This is a genomic window from Streptomyces sp. NBC_00490 (genome assembly GCF_036013645.1).
GTDB lineage: Bacteria > Actinomycetota > Actinomycetes > Streptomycetales > Streptomycetaceae > Streptomyces > Streptomyces canus_F.
Genome location: NZ_CP107870.1, coordinates 1 through 15,743, shown reverse-complemented (window position 1 = coordinate 15,743; position 15,743 = coordinate 1). Strand labels below are relative to the sequence as shown.

Here is a 15,743-nt window from a genome sequence, read left to right as displayed (position 1 = left end):
CGTCACGGCGGAGTGCCGGGCGGCGAAGCCGCAGGAACGGGCGGCCAAGCCGAAGTGGTCCTCGTTGGTGGAGGAGAACCGGCGACTGTTCGCAGAGCAGGACCGCATCCGTAAGCTGCGGCGCCAGCAGAGCCAGCCGAAGAAGTAACGCAGGAAGCGCCGGGGGCCGAACGGTTCGTCCCCCGGCAAACAACCACACCCTGAGATCTCTACCGAACCCGGGGCGGTTCATAGTGCGCAATGGCCGGTCGGTTGCGCAGCTATAGCGCATCGACTGTGCAGGGCGCTGACCTGCATGGTCTGCTCTGTGGTCTGGGTCGCAGGAGTCGTGGTCTGTCCTGCGGTCGGGCCTGCGGTCGGGGTTTCGGTCGGGGTGGAACACGTCGTGGTCGGGCCCTGCGTGCAGGTCGAGGCCGGCCGATTGCGCAGCCTTCCGCTCGGCTGCGCAGGCGTTGACCTGCGTGGTCGGGTTCCTGGTCGGGGGTGAGACGGTCGTGGTCGGGCCTCCGCGACAGGTGCGCTAGGCGAGGGGCGGCCGTGTCGGTCTGTGGACCAACACGTGAGGTACCGAGACCATGCGGCTCCGGACGTCCGGTTGCCCCGCTGGGAGGGCAGGCAGGCGAGCTGCCGGCCGGGCGTACCGTGCTGGTGGTCGCCTTGGGGCCTGCGGCAACGGGTGGTGCTTCGCGGGCGACCGAAGGGCTGATGGACTCACGCCATGACGACATTGCTGCGTCGCATCCTGCGAGCACTTGAGCAGTTCCATGCCACCCACCCCTGGGACCATAACGCCCACTACCACCGGTGGATGCTGCGCCAGCTCCCCAGACGTTTCAACAGGGCCCTGGACGTCGGATCAGGCAGCGGTGACCTCGCCAGACTCCTGGCCTCACGGGCCGCAGCAGTGCACGGTATCGACGTCGATCCCACGATCGTCGATCGCGCGCGGGGGCTTACAGACCCCGCCGCCCCGGTGACCTTCACTGTCGGAGACGCATTGAAGGAGGTGCCGCCTGGCCCCTACGACGTCATCACCTGTGTCGCCACCATCCACCACATGCCATTCAGCGACGCCCTCACCTGCTTCCGCCATCACCTGGCGTCCGGCGGAACCCTGGTCGTCGTCGGCGTCTATCACCCGCGTCGCAGCGATTACCTGATCGACGCCGTGGCCATTCCGGCGAACGTCGCCATGGCCTGGATCAAGAACAAGGGCCGCAAGGCCCCGCGACCAGCCTCAATGACCGCCCCGACCCGACCGGCGACCATGACCTTTGCAGACGTCGTTCGCGACGCCCGCCAGGCGCTACCCGGTGCACGGCTGCACCGACGACTGTTTTGGCGCTACACGCTGGTGTGGCACCGGCACTAGGAGGTCGGCTTCACGGCTTGGTCGGGGCCAAAGGCACCGCGCGCGAGCAGGCGGTACGGGCGCTCACGGACGGCGTGGACCCGTGCCCGCACTGCCGCCCCGACACCGACCTCGGCATCCTGGACTGACCGCACAGCGGCGGCCGTCCCTTCGAGGTGACGAAGGCCGGCGTGCCCGGGAATCCGCAGCTCACAGCCAGCAGGCGAAAACCCGACACCGGCGGTGACCAGCGTCTTCTTGCCCGCGCACTGCGTCAGACGCGGGGGAGGGCGGTGCGGCATGCTCCCGGCCCGGGCAGCTGCCTCACATCCGGCTGCGCAATCGGCCGGGCCGGACCTGCGCAATCGACACCGCGGCGGCTGCGCATCGGCTGTGACGGCTGCGCAGCCGCGGCTGCGACCACTGCGCAGACTGTCCCGGCCCATTGCGCAGCCGGGGTGACGATGGGGGTGGTGGGCAGGCTGCGCAGTGGTGGCTGGCTTGGGTCGCTGCGCATTGGCCCGGCCGGTTGCGCAGCCTTTCGGTCGCGGCGATTGCGCAGGGCGCTGACCTGCATGGTCTGGTCTGTGGTCGGGGTTTCGGTCGGGGTGGAGCACGGTCGTGGTCGGGGTGGTGGAGGTCAGGCCGGAGGCGGGTGACGGGCGGCCGGTCCTGAGGCGTGCCGGTTGCGCAGCGTTTCGGTCGCGGTGATTGCGCAGGCCGCTGACCTGCATGGTCTGGCCTGTGGTCGGGGTCGCAGGAGTCGTGGTCTGGCCTATGGTCGGGGTGGTGGGAGCCGTGGTACGCCCCCGGTCCTCACCTCCTGACCACACCGAACCCACGCTGCTCCTCTTCGGCTGCTGACGCGACGGGGCCCACAGCCGCGGACCCCGTCGCGTCAGCTGAAGCCTTCGATGCACGGGACGGCCCCCACCAACTGTCGTCGGCAGGGGCCGTTCTGTACCGCGGATATTGATGACCCTCCGCGCGGCGTTGGGGTGGCACGGGGCAGCGGTTCCGCGGGATGGCTGCCTCGGCTCCTGCTCCGCACCGTAGCGGTGACGTGGCCTCAGCGGCGGCTCCTTCGGCTCCTTGTCACTCGCCGGGATGACGGCAAGGAAGGGGCGGTGGGTGGGGTGGTCAGTCACCCCGCCGGTACGTCCAGGTGACCTGTTCCGCGGGGGTGGTGACGGGTCGCCAGATGGGTGCGGAGGGTCCGTCGTGGAGGATGTCGGTGAGGGGGGCGACCAGGATGGGTACGGTGGCCAGGAAGTCGGCTTTGGTGAGCTCCGCGCCGGAGCGCAGGGTGTTGACGCGGTTGGTGACGCCGGTGGGTCCGGTGCCGTCCAGGACGAACAGCAGCCGCGGGAAGATCGGATACCGTCGCCGCCAGTCTTCCGACGGCACCTGGTACGCGGCTCCTCGAGGCCGGCCGACGGTCACCGGTACGTACCGGTACAGCCGTTCGTAGGCGAGGAGTTTCGCGGCCAGGCGCTCAGGGCCCATGGTGGCCCGGTCGACCTCCACGAACGCCCGCAGCAGCGACCAGCCTTCGCCGTCGCGCAGGCTGCGCCGGTAGTACAGCAGCGCGTCGGGGATGACGGCTTCGGCGCTGCCGAGGGAGTGGTAGACCTCGGGGATCCAGTCCAACGGCGGGCACACATCTCCGTGGCGACGGGCGTCCTGGACGAACGCCAATCCGGTCTCGGTGACGGTCAGCGCGTGCCCGACCCGCAGCCGGGCCGCGGTACGGTCCGCACCCAACTTCGCGGGCTGCCACTCCCGCAGCTCCGGCCACTCAGCGGCCACATCGGCGCCGTAGTGGGTGGCGAACCACACCCGCGTCCGACCCGCCTGCGGCAACGTGATCCGGTCGACCAGGCCCTCAGCCCGCAGCTTGGCCAGCCGGCGCCGGGTCTGCTCGATCCGCACATCCGGCGCGATCAACAGGTGCATCTGCTCGGTCGTCGCCATCCGGTACTGCGCCAACACCGCCAAAGCCAACCGGTCGCCACCGCCCGCATCCACATCCCGCATCAGCGCGCCCTCCGCGTCCATGCCGCGGTGCCGCCTTCCCGGCACCGCTCGCACCTCCACGCCACCAGCCACCCCGTACCGAAACCCCGACCACCAAGGCCCGACCAGCATCACGATGCGATAACCCCGCCCCAGACCACGCCCACAACCCGTACCACCCACCCCGCCCACAACCCCGCCGACAACTGTCTGCGCCGTTACCGGGTCTGACGGTGTATCCGCAGCTCACCACCCCTGTCCAGGCGTGGTCTGCAGCCCGACATCCCCCTCTGCACACCCCCACGCCCCCGACGAGACAAGAAGGAAGGGAAAGGGAAGGGCGGGGACGGGTGAGGGTGCGCCTCGGGGGATCGGGCGCCGCACCTCCCTTGGCAGCTCGTGCGCTCGCGCTGCGATGGGCGCCGTTCCACTTGCGCGCGGCCACGGGCTTCCGCCCGCCCTTGAGCACTCCGATACGCCCCCGTACCGACCGGCTAATCGGCGTGCAGCCACAGCATTATCTGGAGGCAGGTTTCCACCTGAGAGGGGTAAGTCGTGGGTGATCCCAACGGGTACATCGGTGACGTCATGGGACAGACGGTCAACGGCCACCAGAACGGCAACCTCGCCAACAAGGCTGCGCGAGGGGTGGCCGTCCTAGTGGCGAAGGGGGCCAAGAAGGCGGCTCCGCTCGTCCTGAAGGCGTTGACTGGCGGCAAGTAGCTCCTGGTCTCACATCAGGAAGAGGCCACCCTCCCCGCGCGAGGGTGGCCTCTAGAGCTATCCCGACGCGGTCGGCGTCCGCGGCGTCCGCACCCCTTCCCCACCTAAGGCCGTCCTGACCTGCGGGAAACCGGCTCTTACGACGTAGTGAGCGATAGGAGAATGGTCAATCGGCGAGGCGAAGGTCGGTGATGAGACGGAAGCGTTCCAGAACCGCCAGCGTCGCGTCGTCCACGGTGAACTCGGGGTCCTCCAACGCCGCACGCATCTCTTCGCTGTGCCAGAACCGCTCGTGGCCCGCCCGCCATTCGGCCACGCTGGTGTCCCCCTCCCCCTCGTCCACCACGTGGGCGAGGTCCACCTGTGCCAGAGGGACGACGCGCACGTCGGTCACCTCAATGACCGCGACCGGACGGTCGTCCGAGTCGATGACCACCGAACGGCTCCCGACTTCCGGAAGGGACTCTCCCTCATGCTCGTAGTCGACGACGAGCCCTGTCGTAGAGGTCTTGGAACCGTCGAGGATCGCTGCGACGAGTTGGTCGCGCAGTGGGCCAGGGAAGGCGAACTCCGCACTGGGCATCAAGGCGAGGTTCGCGGGTGGTGAGGCGGAGTCAGACGTCATGCGATCACAGTATCGACCCCTTCCGCGCAAGCCGACAGGAGTGGGACGTGACGTGGTAAGGGCCGCGCGGGTTGGGTGTTGGTGTGACGCAAGCCCTGGCCCGCACGGCCCTGTCCCATCATGTCTGTACCGGTCTGTCCCGGCGTCGGCTCGGCGCACTGATCAGCGAGTTGGCCAACCCCGGGATGGCCTCCGAAGCAGGGCGGCTCCACGAACGCCGAGGCCACGAGCGTCTGCGCGCGCCCGGCGCCGGACCGAACCACGAGTTGGTGTTCGCCGATCGGGTGATCGCCACCCTGGTGATCCTGCGCTTCCAACTCCCGCACGCCGCCCTGGCGGCGTTCTACGGCGTGGACCGCTCCACGGTCACCCGTGCCGTCCACGAGATCCGCCCCTTGCTGGCAGCTCGCGGCTTCGCCGTTCCTGGGAGGCCCGAGCTGCGGCTGCGCACTCTGGCGGACGTCTTCGCGTACGCCGCCGAGGGTGTTGAGCTTCGGATCGATGGCACCGAGGTCCAGGTCCGCGCCCCAAGGTGAACAAGCCCGGTCGCCGCGCCTTCGTCTCGGGCAAGCGCAGGCAGAACACCAAGAAGGCCACCGTGATTACCGACGAGAGCGGAAGCACGCTGTGGACCGGAGCGGTCCGGCCCGGCCGCATGCATGACCAGACAGCGTTGAAAACCGAAGGCATCTGCGACCTGTTCGAGAAATATCCCAAGGTCAGGGCCAAGGTCGATGCCGGATACCGCGGACTGGCCAAGGAATTTCCCGACCAGGTCCAGGCGCCGCCGAAGAAACCGGAGACGGATACGCCGGCCCAGGAGACGGCCGCTTGGGAAGAGGCCCGCCATGCCCAATCCTCTGAGCGGATCTGCGTCGAGCACGCCAACGCCGAACACAAGCAGTGGCGGCCCCTCCAGCGATACATCGGCCACCGCGAGTACTACGACGAGACCCATCTGGCAATCGCTAGCCTGGTCTCCGACCGCTCCGCCATGCGGTGACCGCTCATCAGTCAACCCGCCAGGCCAGCACGCCCCGACCTCAATCGCTCACCACGTCGTTAGTAGCGGAGCGTGCAGGCGTGGCCTGCAGCCCGACATCCCCCTCTGCACACCCCCACGCCCCCGACACGAGACGAGGAAGGAAGGGGAAGGGTGGGGGCGGGTGGGGTGCGCCTCGGGAGATTGGGCGCCGTTCTCGCCCCGGACCAGCTCTTGAACGTTCGTAGTCCCACCTGCGGCCGATTCCGGTTGTTTAAGGGCGAGTAGAGGATTTCGGTCTTTTGTTGAACGCGTGGCTGCTTCACGCTCTGGCAGGGTCTGTGGGCTGCTGATTGGCTTCGTCCGACGGACAACCGGGTGTTCCACCCGGTTGTCCGGGCGCCCGTGTTCGTCCGAGGAGAGGAAGAGCCATGCGCAAGCTCTTGATGGTGATGGTGATGGTGGTGGCCTTGATGGCGTCCATTGGTTTCGCCGCGCCGGCGCAAGCCGCCCCCGTGCCCATGCCCTTCGGCTTTTCCTACGGCAACAGCACCGCCACCGGAACGATCAACTTCACCGACGGATACACCGCCAGCGTGTCCGGCGTCCTCCACGCCGCAAGCACCCCCCGCCAGCTCTGCGCCCAGGGGATGAACGGCAGCATGTCGACGGGCTACCCCCTCTGCAGTGCATGGGTGGACGAGGATGAGAACGCGACCCTCAGCGGACCGCTGCGGATCCCGATCTCGGGCGGCGTCCAGCAGGTCACCATCAAGATGCTAGGCGCATACAACGAATTGCTGGCCTGGGTGGTCTGTACCCGCGGCGGCTGCACGCTGGGCGGCAGCTGAGCCGGGCACTCCGATGGCGGTCACCCCTACCCGGTGGCCAGCCTCGGAGTCGCGCAGCAGCGCGTGGGTGTCAGACGAAGGCGAGGATGTCCGCGGGCGGGGCCGCGGCCAGATGCTGCGGGGGCGCAGCCGCTGTGCTCAGCGGATCGCCGGCGTGCGGTCAGCTCGTTCTTCCAGCCCTTGGGCGGGGGCCAGGCGATGCCCCGCTCAGCGAGCACGCGCAGCACGACAAGGAGCGCCAGGAGAACGCCGCCCGTCGCCTGCGTCCGGCCGAACCTCCCATCAACCTCGCCTCAGCTTCCTGTACTCACGCACAGAGCCAACAGCGCGACGCTCCCTGTGTTCAGGGCAGGGTTGGGGGGTGGGGGTGTTGGCGTAGCCAGTGCTGGAGTTCGCGGTGACGGTACTGGTAGGCGGGTCCGCTGTAGCGGAGGAGTCCTGCGGTGACGGCCCAGTCGAGGAACAGGGCGAGCCGGAACGGCAGGCGGCGGCGTGAGCAGAGAAGGAACACCGCATACCGCCGCGAAGCCTGCGCGCCGATTACGAGCCCGGTCGCGAGCCCGAATACGGGCCCGGTCGCGAGCCCGAATGCAAGCCCGACTGCGAGCCCGGCCGCGAGCCCGAGCAGGAGCCCGGCCGCGAGCCCGAACGTGAGCCCGAAGGTGAGCCCGGCCAGGGCGTCACTCCTGATGACGGCCCGGGCTCCGAGATTTGCGCCCGGCTCGCGCGTGAGCCCGAGCGAGAGCCCGAGCGCGAGCCCGAATGCGAGCCCGACTGCGAGCCCGGCCGCGAGCCCAGTCGCGAGCCCGACCAGGAGCCCGGCCGCGAGCCCGGCCGCGAGCCCGACCAGGAGGCCGGCCGCGAGCTTCCTGCGTCCTTGAGGGGTCCTGAGCGGGTTCGCTGCACTCCTGGGGCTGTCGGTTGTGATATCAAACACTCCGGCCAGGACGGCAAACACACTGATCAGGGCGACGAGCAGGCCTGTCAGCTGTTGAGGGGCGGTCCAGGCGAGGGGGAGGGTGGTGAGGACGGCGAGGGTGGTCAGGAGGGCGTCGGTGGTGCGGACGCGGGTGCGTCCGGCGAGGGGCCATAGTTCGTGCAGGACGAGGTCGGTGGCCTCCGCGCCCTGTGGGGTCGTGGTGGGGAGGGTGCCGGTGGGGTCGAGGTGGGTGGTGAGGTGGTGGAGCCAGCGGTGGACGTCTTGTGGCGTGTAGCCGCGGGGGTTGGGGGCGGTGCGGGTGGCGGCGGGGATGTACCGGGCCAGGAGGTGACGGTCCAGGGTGTCGGCATTGGGCAGGGTAAGGAGTTCGCCGGGGTCGCCGTCACGGTGGTAGACCGTGGCGGTCAGGCAGAGCCGCCAGGGGGTGGACAGCACGGTCGCCAGGAGCGCGCTGGGATGGGCGGCCAGGTGGTTGAGCAGGGGCTGCCAGCGGGCCGTGCCGAGAGCACGGTCGGTGAGGTAGGCCTGGGCATCGACGTTGCCGACGGGGGCGATGGTGATGCGGGCGGCGTCCAGGACTTCGGTGTGCGCGGCCAGGGCGTCGTAGTGGTGGGTGCGGCAGGTCAGGATGAGGGGCCCGGCATCACGGCCCTGCTGGTAGGTGTTGAGAGCTTGGACGGCGGTGGTGGCGCGGGGTGCGGCGGGGTCGGGGGAGCCGTCGGGGGCTGGCGGGTCCATTTCGTCCAGGCCGTCCAGGACCGGCAGCACCATGCCGTGCCGGACCAGGCCGGCCGCCAGGTCGGCGGGCCAGTCGTAAGCCTCGATCAACCGCTGCTGCAGCAGCTTGGGCAGGGACTGGCGTTCGGTGTCCCACCGGGACAGCGGGATACGGACCGGAACAGGGGCGTCCTCGGCTCGGCCGTCGAGGAGGGCCAGCATCAGCTCCAGGGCCAGGACGGTCTTGCCCGCGCCAGCAGCGCCGGTGACGACCAGGCGCAGCGGCTGGGTGGAGCGGTAGTAGGTGACGATGTCGGGCAGCGTTACCGGGCCCGAGCCTTCGGTGGTCAGACGCCCGGCGGCCGGCGCCACGGCAGGGCGGGCGGCAGCAGGGTGGAGGTTGTAGGTGAGGTTGATGCGCCGGGTGTCGTCGCCCAGCAGCTGCCGCCACACCCCGCTCTCGCCCTCCTCGACCTGCCGGGCCAGCGTGGCGGCCCAGCCGCGGGCGAGTTCAGCGTCGTTGCCCTCGATGGGCTTGCGCAGCGCCACCACCGCGACCACCAGCCCGGCCACGCCCAAGAGCAGGCCTACCAGCCCAGCCGTGTCGGACGGCCCCAGACCACCGTGCATTAGCTGCCAAACCACGTACACGGCGCTCACCACGATCGCCAGGACGCCCAGAGCCCCGATCACCTGCCACTTACGCCGCTGGCGGCGTCCCCCGAGTCCTGCCATCTTCAGATCATCACCACCGCGATCCCCCCACGCAGGCGACTTCTCTCACCTGTGACCAGGCGGACGAACAACCCGTCAGCCCTGGGCTCCAGGCGCCTACGATCGCCCGCCTCCGACCGGGGCGAGGCCCAACTGGCCGGCGCCCTCAGCCCAGCACGACGCTCATGATGCGATAACCCCGCCCCCGACCCAGCTCGCATCCGCGTCGTAGACCCCGCCCATATCCCCGCCGACAACGGTCCGTGCCTCTACGGGGTCTGACGGTGTATCCGCAGCTCACCACCCCTGACCAGGCATGGTCTGCAGCCCGACATCCCCCTCTGCGCACCCCCACGCCCCCGACGAGACAAGAAGGAAGGGAAAGGGAAGGGCGGGGACGGGTGAGGGTGCGCCTCGGGGGATCGGGGCGCCGTCCTTTTCGTGTTGCGCGTCGGCGGGGCCTCCGCGCTCGCGTCGACCGCAGCCGGCGCAGCAGACCGGGCATGGGGCAGCAGGGCGCCGCTGGACTCCTTCGCCATGAGCGCTTCCGTTCGGCCGCGCACCGTGCTCAGTTCGCTCGATTGTTTCACCGCGAAGCGCGAGCGACGCGATCACTATGACAAGCGCGGCTACGTCTTCCTCGGCACCGCTGCAGTGCCCTTGTCATCCAGATCCGAACCGGATCACTCGGACGGGACTTACGGTGTGCCGCCACCCTTCCGGTGACCACCAGCGAGCTGACCCATCATCATGACGAGGAAGCCGACCAGGAGCATCGCGCTGCCGATCAGCGTTCCCGTCGGCCGAGCGCCGGAATCGCTGTGGGTTGGCGTCGACGGCGTGCACCGTGTACCCGAACCCTCCCGATGCCTGGGATGGATGCTGGTGAACGCGGGGCCGGTCAAGGGCCGCTGGTCATAAGGTGGTTGGTGACGTACGGCGGCACGGTGCGGGGGCATGGATGAGTGGTACGGGGGCGTCTGACGGCACGTCGGACACAGTCTGGTTCATCAGTCACGCGGGGGCGGATCGGGCGTGGGCGGAGTGGATCGCCTGGCAGCTGACCGATGCGGGGCATCGGGTGGAGCTGGACTACTGGGACTGGGGTGCGGGCGACAACTTCGTCCTGAAGATGAACGCCGCTCTGGAGCGGGGCCGGATGCTGGCGTTGTTCTCCCCGGCCTACTTTGAGCTCGAGCGGTTCACCACCCCGGAGTGGACCGCGAAGATGGCCGTGCAGGAGAAGATCGTCCCGGTTCGTATCGCCGACACCACCCCGCCCCCCATCCTGCGCCCACTGCTCGCCCCCGCTCTGTTCGGCCTGGACGACCATGACGCGCGCGAAGCTCTGCTGCGCGCGGTGGCCGGCCCGAACCGTCCTGGCACACCGCCGCCGCGGCCGCAGGGGATGCGAGCCCGGGCGGGTGGCGGGAGTGGCCCGCGGCTGCCGGGATCCCTGCCAAGGACATGGAATGTGCCAGCTCGCAACGCCTCCTTCACCGGCCGCGACATCCTCCTCGTCCAGCTGCGCCAGGCACTGTCTGCGAACACCCGGGTAGCTGTCCAAGCGCTGCACGGCCGCGGCGGAGTAGGCAAGACTCAACTTGCCATCGAATACGCCCACCGGTTCGCTGGCGAGTACGAACTGGCCTGGTGGATCCCGGCCGAAGACCCAGCCCTCATCCCCGACCAGCTCGCCCAACTAGCCGCCCGGACCGGCGCCGCACCCGTCGGTACGTCCCCGGCCGCGGCGGTAGAGGCACTGCTGGGACACCTGCGCACCCGCCCGCGCTGGCTGCTGGTGTTCGACAACGCCGAAGACCCCGACGCCCTCGCCCCGTTCCTGCCCGGCGGCCCCGGGCATGTGCTGATCACTTCCCGCAACCCGCACTGGCACGCCCACGCCCTCCCCCTCGACGTCGACACCCTCTCCCGCATCGAATCGGTGGCATTGCTGCACGCCCAGGGCGCCGTGCTCACCGACGCGGACGCCGATCACATCGCCGCGACCCTGGAGGACCTTCCTTTGGCGCTGGCCCAGGCGGCCGCCCTGCTGACGATGCATGGCCTGTCCGCTGCGGACCTGAGAGCCGAGCTGGCACGCAGCACGGCTGCGGTGCTGGAGGAGGACCCGCCGCACGATTACCCCGTCGCGCTGGCCGCGCAGGTCCGTCTGACCACCGCCCGCCTGACAGCCGAACACCCCGGCTCAGCCGCCCTGCTGGCCGCCCTGGCCCTGCTGGCCCCCGAGCCCTTCCCCGCCACCGCCTGCACCGGAACCCTCCCCGACGGGGCATCCCCACCCCTGCGCAAGACTCTGGCTGGTCGCCTGCCCGCGGGTAAAGCCCTGCGTGCGATATCCCGGCACAGCCTGGCCCGGATCCAGGACGGCACCGTGCAGGTGCACCGCCTAATCCAGACCCTGCTGCGCGACCAACTCACCCCCGACCAACTGCAGCAGGCAGCCCGCAACGCCGAAGCCCTCCTGACCGTTGCCGACCCCGGCGACGTCCGCGAGCCCTCGACATGGCCCGGCTGGCAGGCACTCCTGCCCCATCTCCTCGCCGCCGACCCAGCACTGATCACCACTGAGGCAGGACGGGACATCGTGCGCAACGCCTGCTGGTATCTGATGGACCGCGGCCAGGCCCACGCCGCGCGGGACCGATTGGAGCACTTGCACGACGCATGGTCCCGGCAACTCGGTCCGGACCACGAGGGCACCTTGTGGACTGCCACAAATCTTGCCCGCGCCTACGACGGCACCCAGGACCACGAACGCGCCCGCGCCCTGGACGACGCCACTCTCCAACGCCGTCGGCGCCTGCTGGGCGACGACCACCCTGACACCCTGACCAGCGCCCACAATCTCGCTATTCGACTGCAGGCGCTGGGACGGTACGAGGAGGCTCTGACCTTGAGCAAGGGGACGCTGGAGGTTCTGCGTCGGGTGTTCGGGCCGGAGCATGAGGAGACGCTGCTCACGGCGGGCGGACTGGCCGCCGCGTTGGCGGCTGTGGGTCGGGTGGGGGATGCGGTGGTGTTGGGGGAGGAGACGTTGGAGGTTCTGCGTCGGGTGCTGGGTTTGGAGCGTCCGGACACGCTGCGCATGGCGTACAACCTGGCGATCTGGTTGGCGGATGTGGGGCGGGTGGGGGATGCGGTGGTGTTGGGGGAGGAGACGTTGGAGGTTCTGCGTCGGGTGCTGGGTTTGGAGCATCCGGACACGCTGGACATGGCGTACAACCTGGCGATCTGGTTGGCGGATGTGGGTCGGGTGGGGGATGCGGTGGTGTTGGGGGAGGAGACGTTGGAGGTGCAGCGTCGGGTGCTGGGCTTGGAGCATCCGGACACGCTGCGCACGGCGTCCAACCTGGCCGTCGACCTCGCGGATGTGGGTCGGGTGAGGCAGGCGCGTGTGCTGGGGGAGGAGACGCTGGAGCGTCGGCGTCGGGTGCTGGGCGAGGACCACCCCAATACCCAGAGGACAGCCAGGTGGTTGGCGTCGTTGGGTGAAGAACCGGAGAGTCTTGAGGCCGGGTAGTGCCCCCGCCACGAGCTGCTCCCGTACCGTCTACCAGCGCATCCCCAGCGCGTTGAGGGCTTCACGGCGTTCGGGGCTGAGTTTGGTGGCCCTTCTGCGGGCGTTGGCGACGAATGACCCCAGCCCGAGCAACTCGCCATCAACATCTTCGCGGTGTTGGCGGGGTACGCGGAGGTGTCCTTCGCGGGCGTGGAACTGTCGTGCGGCGGTCATGTTGCGTTCCCACAGCTCTTCCTGGGACTTCCGTACCGGCCGGAGCTCTGGTCCCTGTTCGGGGTCGACGCCGAGGCTCTCGAGGAGGTAGTGCTGGGCCGGCGTCAGCGTGTCCCACGCGGCGGTCAGTCCGGCGATCCATACGGCGAGGTCCTCGCCCTGGACCACCAGCTCGCCCGTCTTGGTAGGCAGCGTGCCGCCGGCCTGGATGTGGCGGAGGAGCAGCCGATAGCAGCGTTGCCATCCGATCTCCCACTCCGGGCACCACCCCGGATCGATCTCCTCCAGGGCCTCCAGCCGGGACGGTGACAGCTCCCCGGCACTGGAGATGCCGGTCTCTCCAGCGGCGCGCCGTGCGGCGTTCGCCCGAGCCGTCTTCGCGGCCGCGCGCTGGTTTTTCGCCCAAATCCCGATCGCCATGTCTTGCCAGATGGCGGAGGTCGGTGGGAGGAAGTGGCCGTGTACGGTCGCGTAGTCGCGGGCGACGGCGAGGCCGGCGTCCCAGGCGGAGGCGTGTACGGACCAGACCATGCCGAGGTTCTCCAGCGTGGTGACCCGCTTGGCCTCCAGGGTCCCGGCTGCGTAGTAGCGGCGCTGATCTGCGACCCAGACCCCCAGTGGATGCCCGCCGATGCCGGGCCAGTCCTCCGGCGTGACGTACGTGTACGGCACGCGCAGCTCGCTGTTACCGGTCTCGCGCAGCCACCTCGTGGCCGCCTCGATGCCGCGCAGCCAGTAGGCACCCTCGGGGTCGATCACCCGCAGCCGCACGAACTGCGTCAGCACGGCCGGGTCCCGCTCCTCGCTGAACCGCAGCACCCCCGCCGCCGCAGCCCCGACCGCCGGAACAAGATCCTGCTCCTGGCCGTCCTCACCAGCGTCCTCCGCCAGGTCCTCGCTGTCGCCGTCCTCGGACACCCAACTACCGCTGCGCAGACGGGGATCGGCAAGCGCCTCGATCGTGACAGCATCGTGCGCCCGGAGAGCTCCGAGGAGCCGACTGAGGGTGCCGTAAGCCTCTGAGGTGAGCAACTCATTCGGATCTTCGTCCGGTCCGAGGAATACCGGAACGATCAACGTGGCGAGTTTCCCACGCCCCGGATGCAACCTCAGCGCCCGTCCGACCATCTGCACGATATCGACCATCGAACCCCGCGCATCCGCAAAAAGCACGGCATCACACTCAGCGGTATCGACACCTTCTCCGAGAACACGAACTGAGGAAAGGACCCGCAATTCAGCCCGCACATCCTCACCTTCGAACGCAGGCCCTCCGAGGAAATCAGAGGCGAATTCATCCAGCACCTGGCGGCGGTGGCCGGGGGCATGCTCGCCATACAGCCAGTCCGCCCACACCTGCCGAGCCGGCGGATACGTATCCGGTTCGTCCTCAGCGAGCCGGCGGGCCGTCACCGGCACGGCGGCCGCCATCGCCTCCGCCTCACCCACCCGACTGTGGAACGACAACACCCGACGAAACCGCTCCTTGACCGCAGCCTGCATCAGGCCCGCCTGGATAGCTGCCAGCCGCGCGCCGCGGACCGCGTCCGAGCCGGTGTCCTCACTGCTCAAGGCCGCGTACAGATCCGGGTCGCGGATGTCGAGGCACAACACCTGATAGGGCGCGACGATGCCCCGCCCGATCGCCTCCGACAACGACAGCTTGTACGCCACCGGCCCGAACACCGGCGAACCGTCCTCCATCGACGCCACCAACCGCGGCCGCTCACCCACGCCGTCGGCCTCCCACACCCGCGGCGTCGCCGTCATGTACAGGCGGCGCTCCGCAGGAAGCTGCGCCTGGTCGTGCACGGCCGCCCACGGCCGCAGACCATCACCACTGGTCCGGTGGGCCTCATCCACCACCATCAGGCTCCACACCCCCAGCCCGGCCACGTGGGCACGCTGGAGGATCCGCAGACCCACCGACGCGTAGGTCGCGAAGACCGTCACGGTCTCCAGCCCTTCCATCCACGCCAGCAGCTCGTCGGGATCGGTCGTGCAGGGCAGGCCCTGGCTCTCCTCGGCCCGCAGCGAGCACACCCCGATCATCGCGCCCGACCGACCCGCCCGACGCCACGCGCCGGCCATCTGCGTCAGCAGATCCAACGTGGGCACCACCACCAGCACACGACGGGCGGACAGACGGCGCGCGGACTCCGCGCCAATCAGGCTTTTCCCGGAGCCGGTAGCAGCGATAACCTGCGTCCGCAGCCCTTCCGGCGGAATACGGCCGCCAGGCGGTGTTCCGAGAATACGGGCGACGCTATCGACAGCCTCAGCCTGATGTGGACGCAATTCCATCTGAGCCACAATGCCTCGCATTCTCGGACGTATTCAGAGGGAATCCCGTCTCAACCCAGATCCCATCCAATTTCCAAAATGATGACCCCTGCACGCGCCTGCCTCAAGCGAAGAGGCACCCGACTATTATCCCAGACTCAAGCCGACTAGAAGAGTGACACACAGCAAGCGGCCGAGAGTGTCCGACACCTCGTTACGCCGGACCGATCCCGACGCAGGGGAGCAGCCCGGGGCCACCCTCGCCACCGCCCGCCCCTGCACACGCGGCGTGCGTGCTCTGAACGGGGGCACCGGATCTGACGGAAGGCATGCCTGCCGGCAGTTCAGGTGAGGAGGGCGAAGTGCTCGTCGTAGTGCTGTGCTTTTTCATAGTCATGGGGCTCGTTCAGGTGTTCAGGCCGCAGTTGCTGTGGAAGGCCAACCGTCCGCTCCAGCGTCCGTTCGTGAAGGACTACGACGCCACCGAACCCACCAAGGCGGGATACACCATGTCCCGGATTGTGGGAGTGCTCTTCCTGGCCATGGCGACATGGATGCTCGTCACACACCTCAACTGACCCCACCCGCCAGGCCGCTCCTCTTGCTGCTGCCTCTGACGCGCCCGGAGGGTGCGTCAGGTTCGGTACGAGACTGCGGAGCAGGCTTGTACCGAACGATTCTGACCGAAGGTCAGAATCCTGGATCACGGAGTGATCCAGCGCGGAACGGAGTTCCGCGCCTTCCCGCGCGGAGCGCGGGATCCGCCGCGTAGCGGCGGCGCGTC

10 protein-coding genes and 1 pseudogene are annotated in these 15,743 nt (G+C 69.1%); 7 read left to right on the top strand and 4 right to left on the bottom strand.

Translation table 11 applies throughout. The features are described from left to right. Positions 1–718 precede the first annotated feature (718 nt). Complete coding sequence (locus tag OG381_RS48455; protein WP_327722801.1) at positions 719–1,372, top strand: class I SAM-dependent methyltransferase; 654 nt, start codon at positions 719–721, stop codon at positions 1,370–1,372. A gap of 17 nt (positions 1,373–1,389) precedes the next feature. After that, complete coding sequence (locus OG381_RS48450; RefSeq protein ID WP_327722800.1) at positions 1,390–1,500, top strand: DUF6233 domain-containing protein; 111 nt, start codon at positions 1,390–1,392, stop codon at positions 1,498–1,500. Between the two features lie 991 nt (positions 1,501–2,491). Here the strand turns inward: OG381_RS48450 and OG381_RS48445 are convergent. After that, the gene (locus OG381_RS48445) at positions 2,492–3,433 is read right to left on the bottom strand and encodes a replication-relaxation family protein (protein WP_327722799.1); all 942 of its coding nucleotides are present in this window, start codon (positions 3,431–3,433) and stop codon (positions 2,492–2,494) included. Positions 3,434–3,922: 489 nt separating this feature from the next. Here OG381_RS48445 and OG381_RS48440 point away from each other — a divergent pair, with 489 nt between their 5' ends. After that, positions 3,923–4,090 carry a hypothetical protein gene (locus OG381_RS48440; protein ID WP_327722798.1) on the top strand — a complete coding sequence of 56 codons (168 nt, stop codon included), beginning with the start codon at positions 3,923–3,925 and terminating at the stop codon, positions 4,088–4,090. A gap of 166 nt (positions 4,091–4,256) precedes the next feature. Here OG381_RS48440 and OG381_RS48435 read toward each other — a convergent pair whose 3' ends face one another. Beyond that, positions 4,257–4,715 carry an ASCH domain-containing protein gene (locus OG381_RS48435; protein WP_327722797.1) on the bottom strand — a complete coding sequence of 153 codons (459 nt, stop codon included), beginning with the start codon at positions 4,713–4,715 and terminating at the stop codon, positions 4,257–4,259. Positions 4,716–4,798: 83 nt separating this feature from the next. Here OG381_RS48435 and OG381_RS48430 point away from each other — a divergent pair. Together OG381_RS48430 and OG381_RS48425 are read left to right on the top strand one after the other, a co-directional pair. Further along, positions 4,799–5,718 (top strand): annotated as a pseudogene (locus OG381_RS48430) (transposase family protein). Between the two features lie 410 nt (positions 5,719–6,128). Continuing rightward, positions 6,129–6,548 carry a hypothetical protein gene (locus OG381_RS48425; RefSeq protein ID WP_327722796.1) on the top strand — a complete coding sequence of 140 codons (420 nt, stop codon included), beginning with the start codon at positions 6,129–6,131 and terminating at the stop codon, positions 6,546–6,548. A gap of 343 nt (positions 6,549–6,891) precedes the next feature. Here OG381_RS48425 and OG381_RS48420 read toward each other — a convergent pair whose 3' ends face one another. Continuing rightward, on the bottom strand, positions 6,892–8,940 hold the full coding sequence (locus tag OG381_RS48420; protein WP_327722795.1) for an NACHT domain-containing protein: 2,049 nt from the start codon (positions 8,938–8,940) through the stop codon (positions 6,892–6,894). A 940-nt stretch (positions 8,941–9,880) separates the two neighbouring features. Between OG381_RS48420 and fxsT the strand changes: the two genes are divergently transcribed. Then, positions 9,881–12,463 (top strand): FxSxx-COOH system tetratricopeptide repeat protein, encoded by a 2,583-nt coding sequence (gene fxsT / locus OG381_RS48415; RefSeq protein ID WP_327722794.1) that lies wholly within the window; start codon positions 9,881–9,883, stop codon positions 12,461–12,463. Between the two features lie 30 nt (positions 12,464–12,493). Here fxsT and OG381_RS48410 read toward each other — a convergent pair whose 3' ends face one another. Beyond that, positions 12,494–14,980: a DEAD/DEAH box helicase gene (locus tag OG381_RS48410; RefSeq protein ID WP_327722793.1), complete on the bottom strand. Its 2,487-nt coding sequence runs from the start codon at positions 14,978–14,980 to the stop codon at positions 12,494–12,496. Positions 14,981–15,288: 308 nt separating this feature from the next. Between OG381_RS48410 and OG381_RS48405 the strand changes: the two genes are divergently transcribed. After that, positions 15,289–15,537 (top strand): DUF6199 family natural product biosynthesis protein, encoded by a 249-nt coding sequence (locus OG381_RS48405; protein ID WP_327722792.1) that lies wholly within the window; start codon positions 15,289–15,291, stop codon positions 15,535–15,537. Positions 15,538–15,743 lie beyond the last annotated feature (206 nt).

Excerpts from the sequence above, each read along its gene's own strand:
- OG381_RS48410 (WP_327722793.1), bottom strand. The coding sequence starts at position 14,980 with ATGGAATTGCGTCCACATCAGGCTGAGGCTGTCGATAGCGTCGCCCGT.
- OG381_RS48455 (WP_327722801.1), top strand. The coding sequence starts at position 719 with ATGACGACATTGCTGCGTCGCATCCTGCGAGCACTTGAGCAGTTCCAT.
- OG381_RS48405 (WP_327722792.1), top strand. The coding sequence starts at position 15,289 with ATGCCTGCCGGCAGTTCAGGTGAGGAGGGCGAAGTGCTCGTCGTAGTG.
- OG381_RS48425 (WP_327722796.1), top strand. The coding sequence starts at position 6,129 with ATGCGCAAGCTCTTGATGGTGATGGTGATGGTGGTGGCCTTGATGGCG.
- fxsT (WP_327722794.1), top strand. The coding sequence starts at position 9,881 with ATGAGTGGTACGGGGGCGTCTGACGGCACGTCGGACACAGTCTGGTTC.
- OG381_RS48435 (WP_327722797.1), bottom strand. The coding sequence starts at position 4,715 with ATGACGTCTGACTCCGCCTCACCACCCGCGAACCTCGCCTTGATGCCC.
- OG381_RS48420 (WP_327722795.1), bottom strand. The coding sequence starts at position 8,940 with ATGGCAGGACTCGGGGGACGCCGCCAGCGGCGTAAGTGGCAGGTGATC.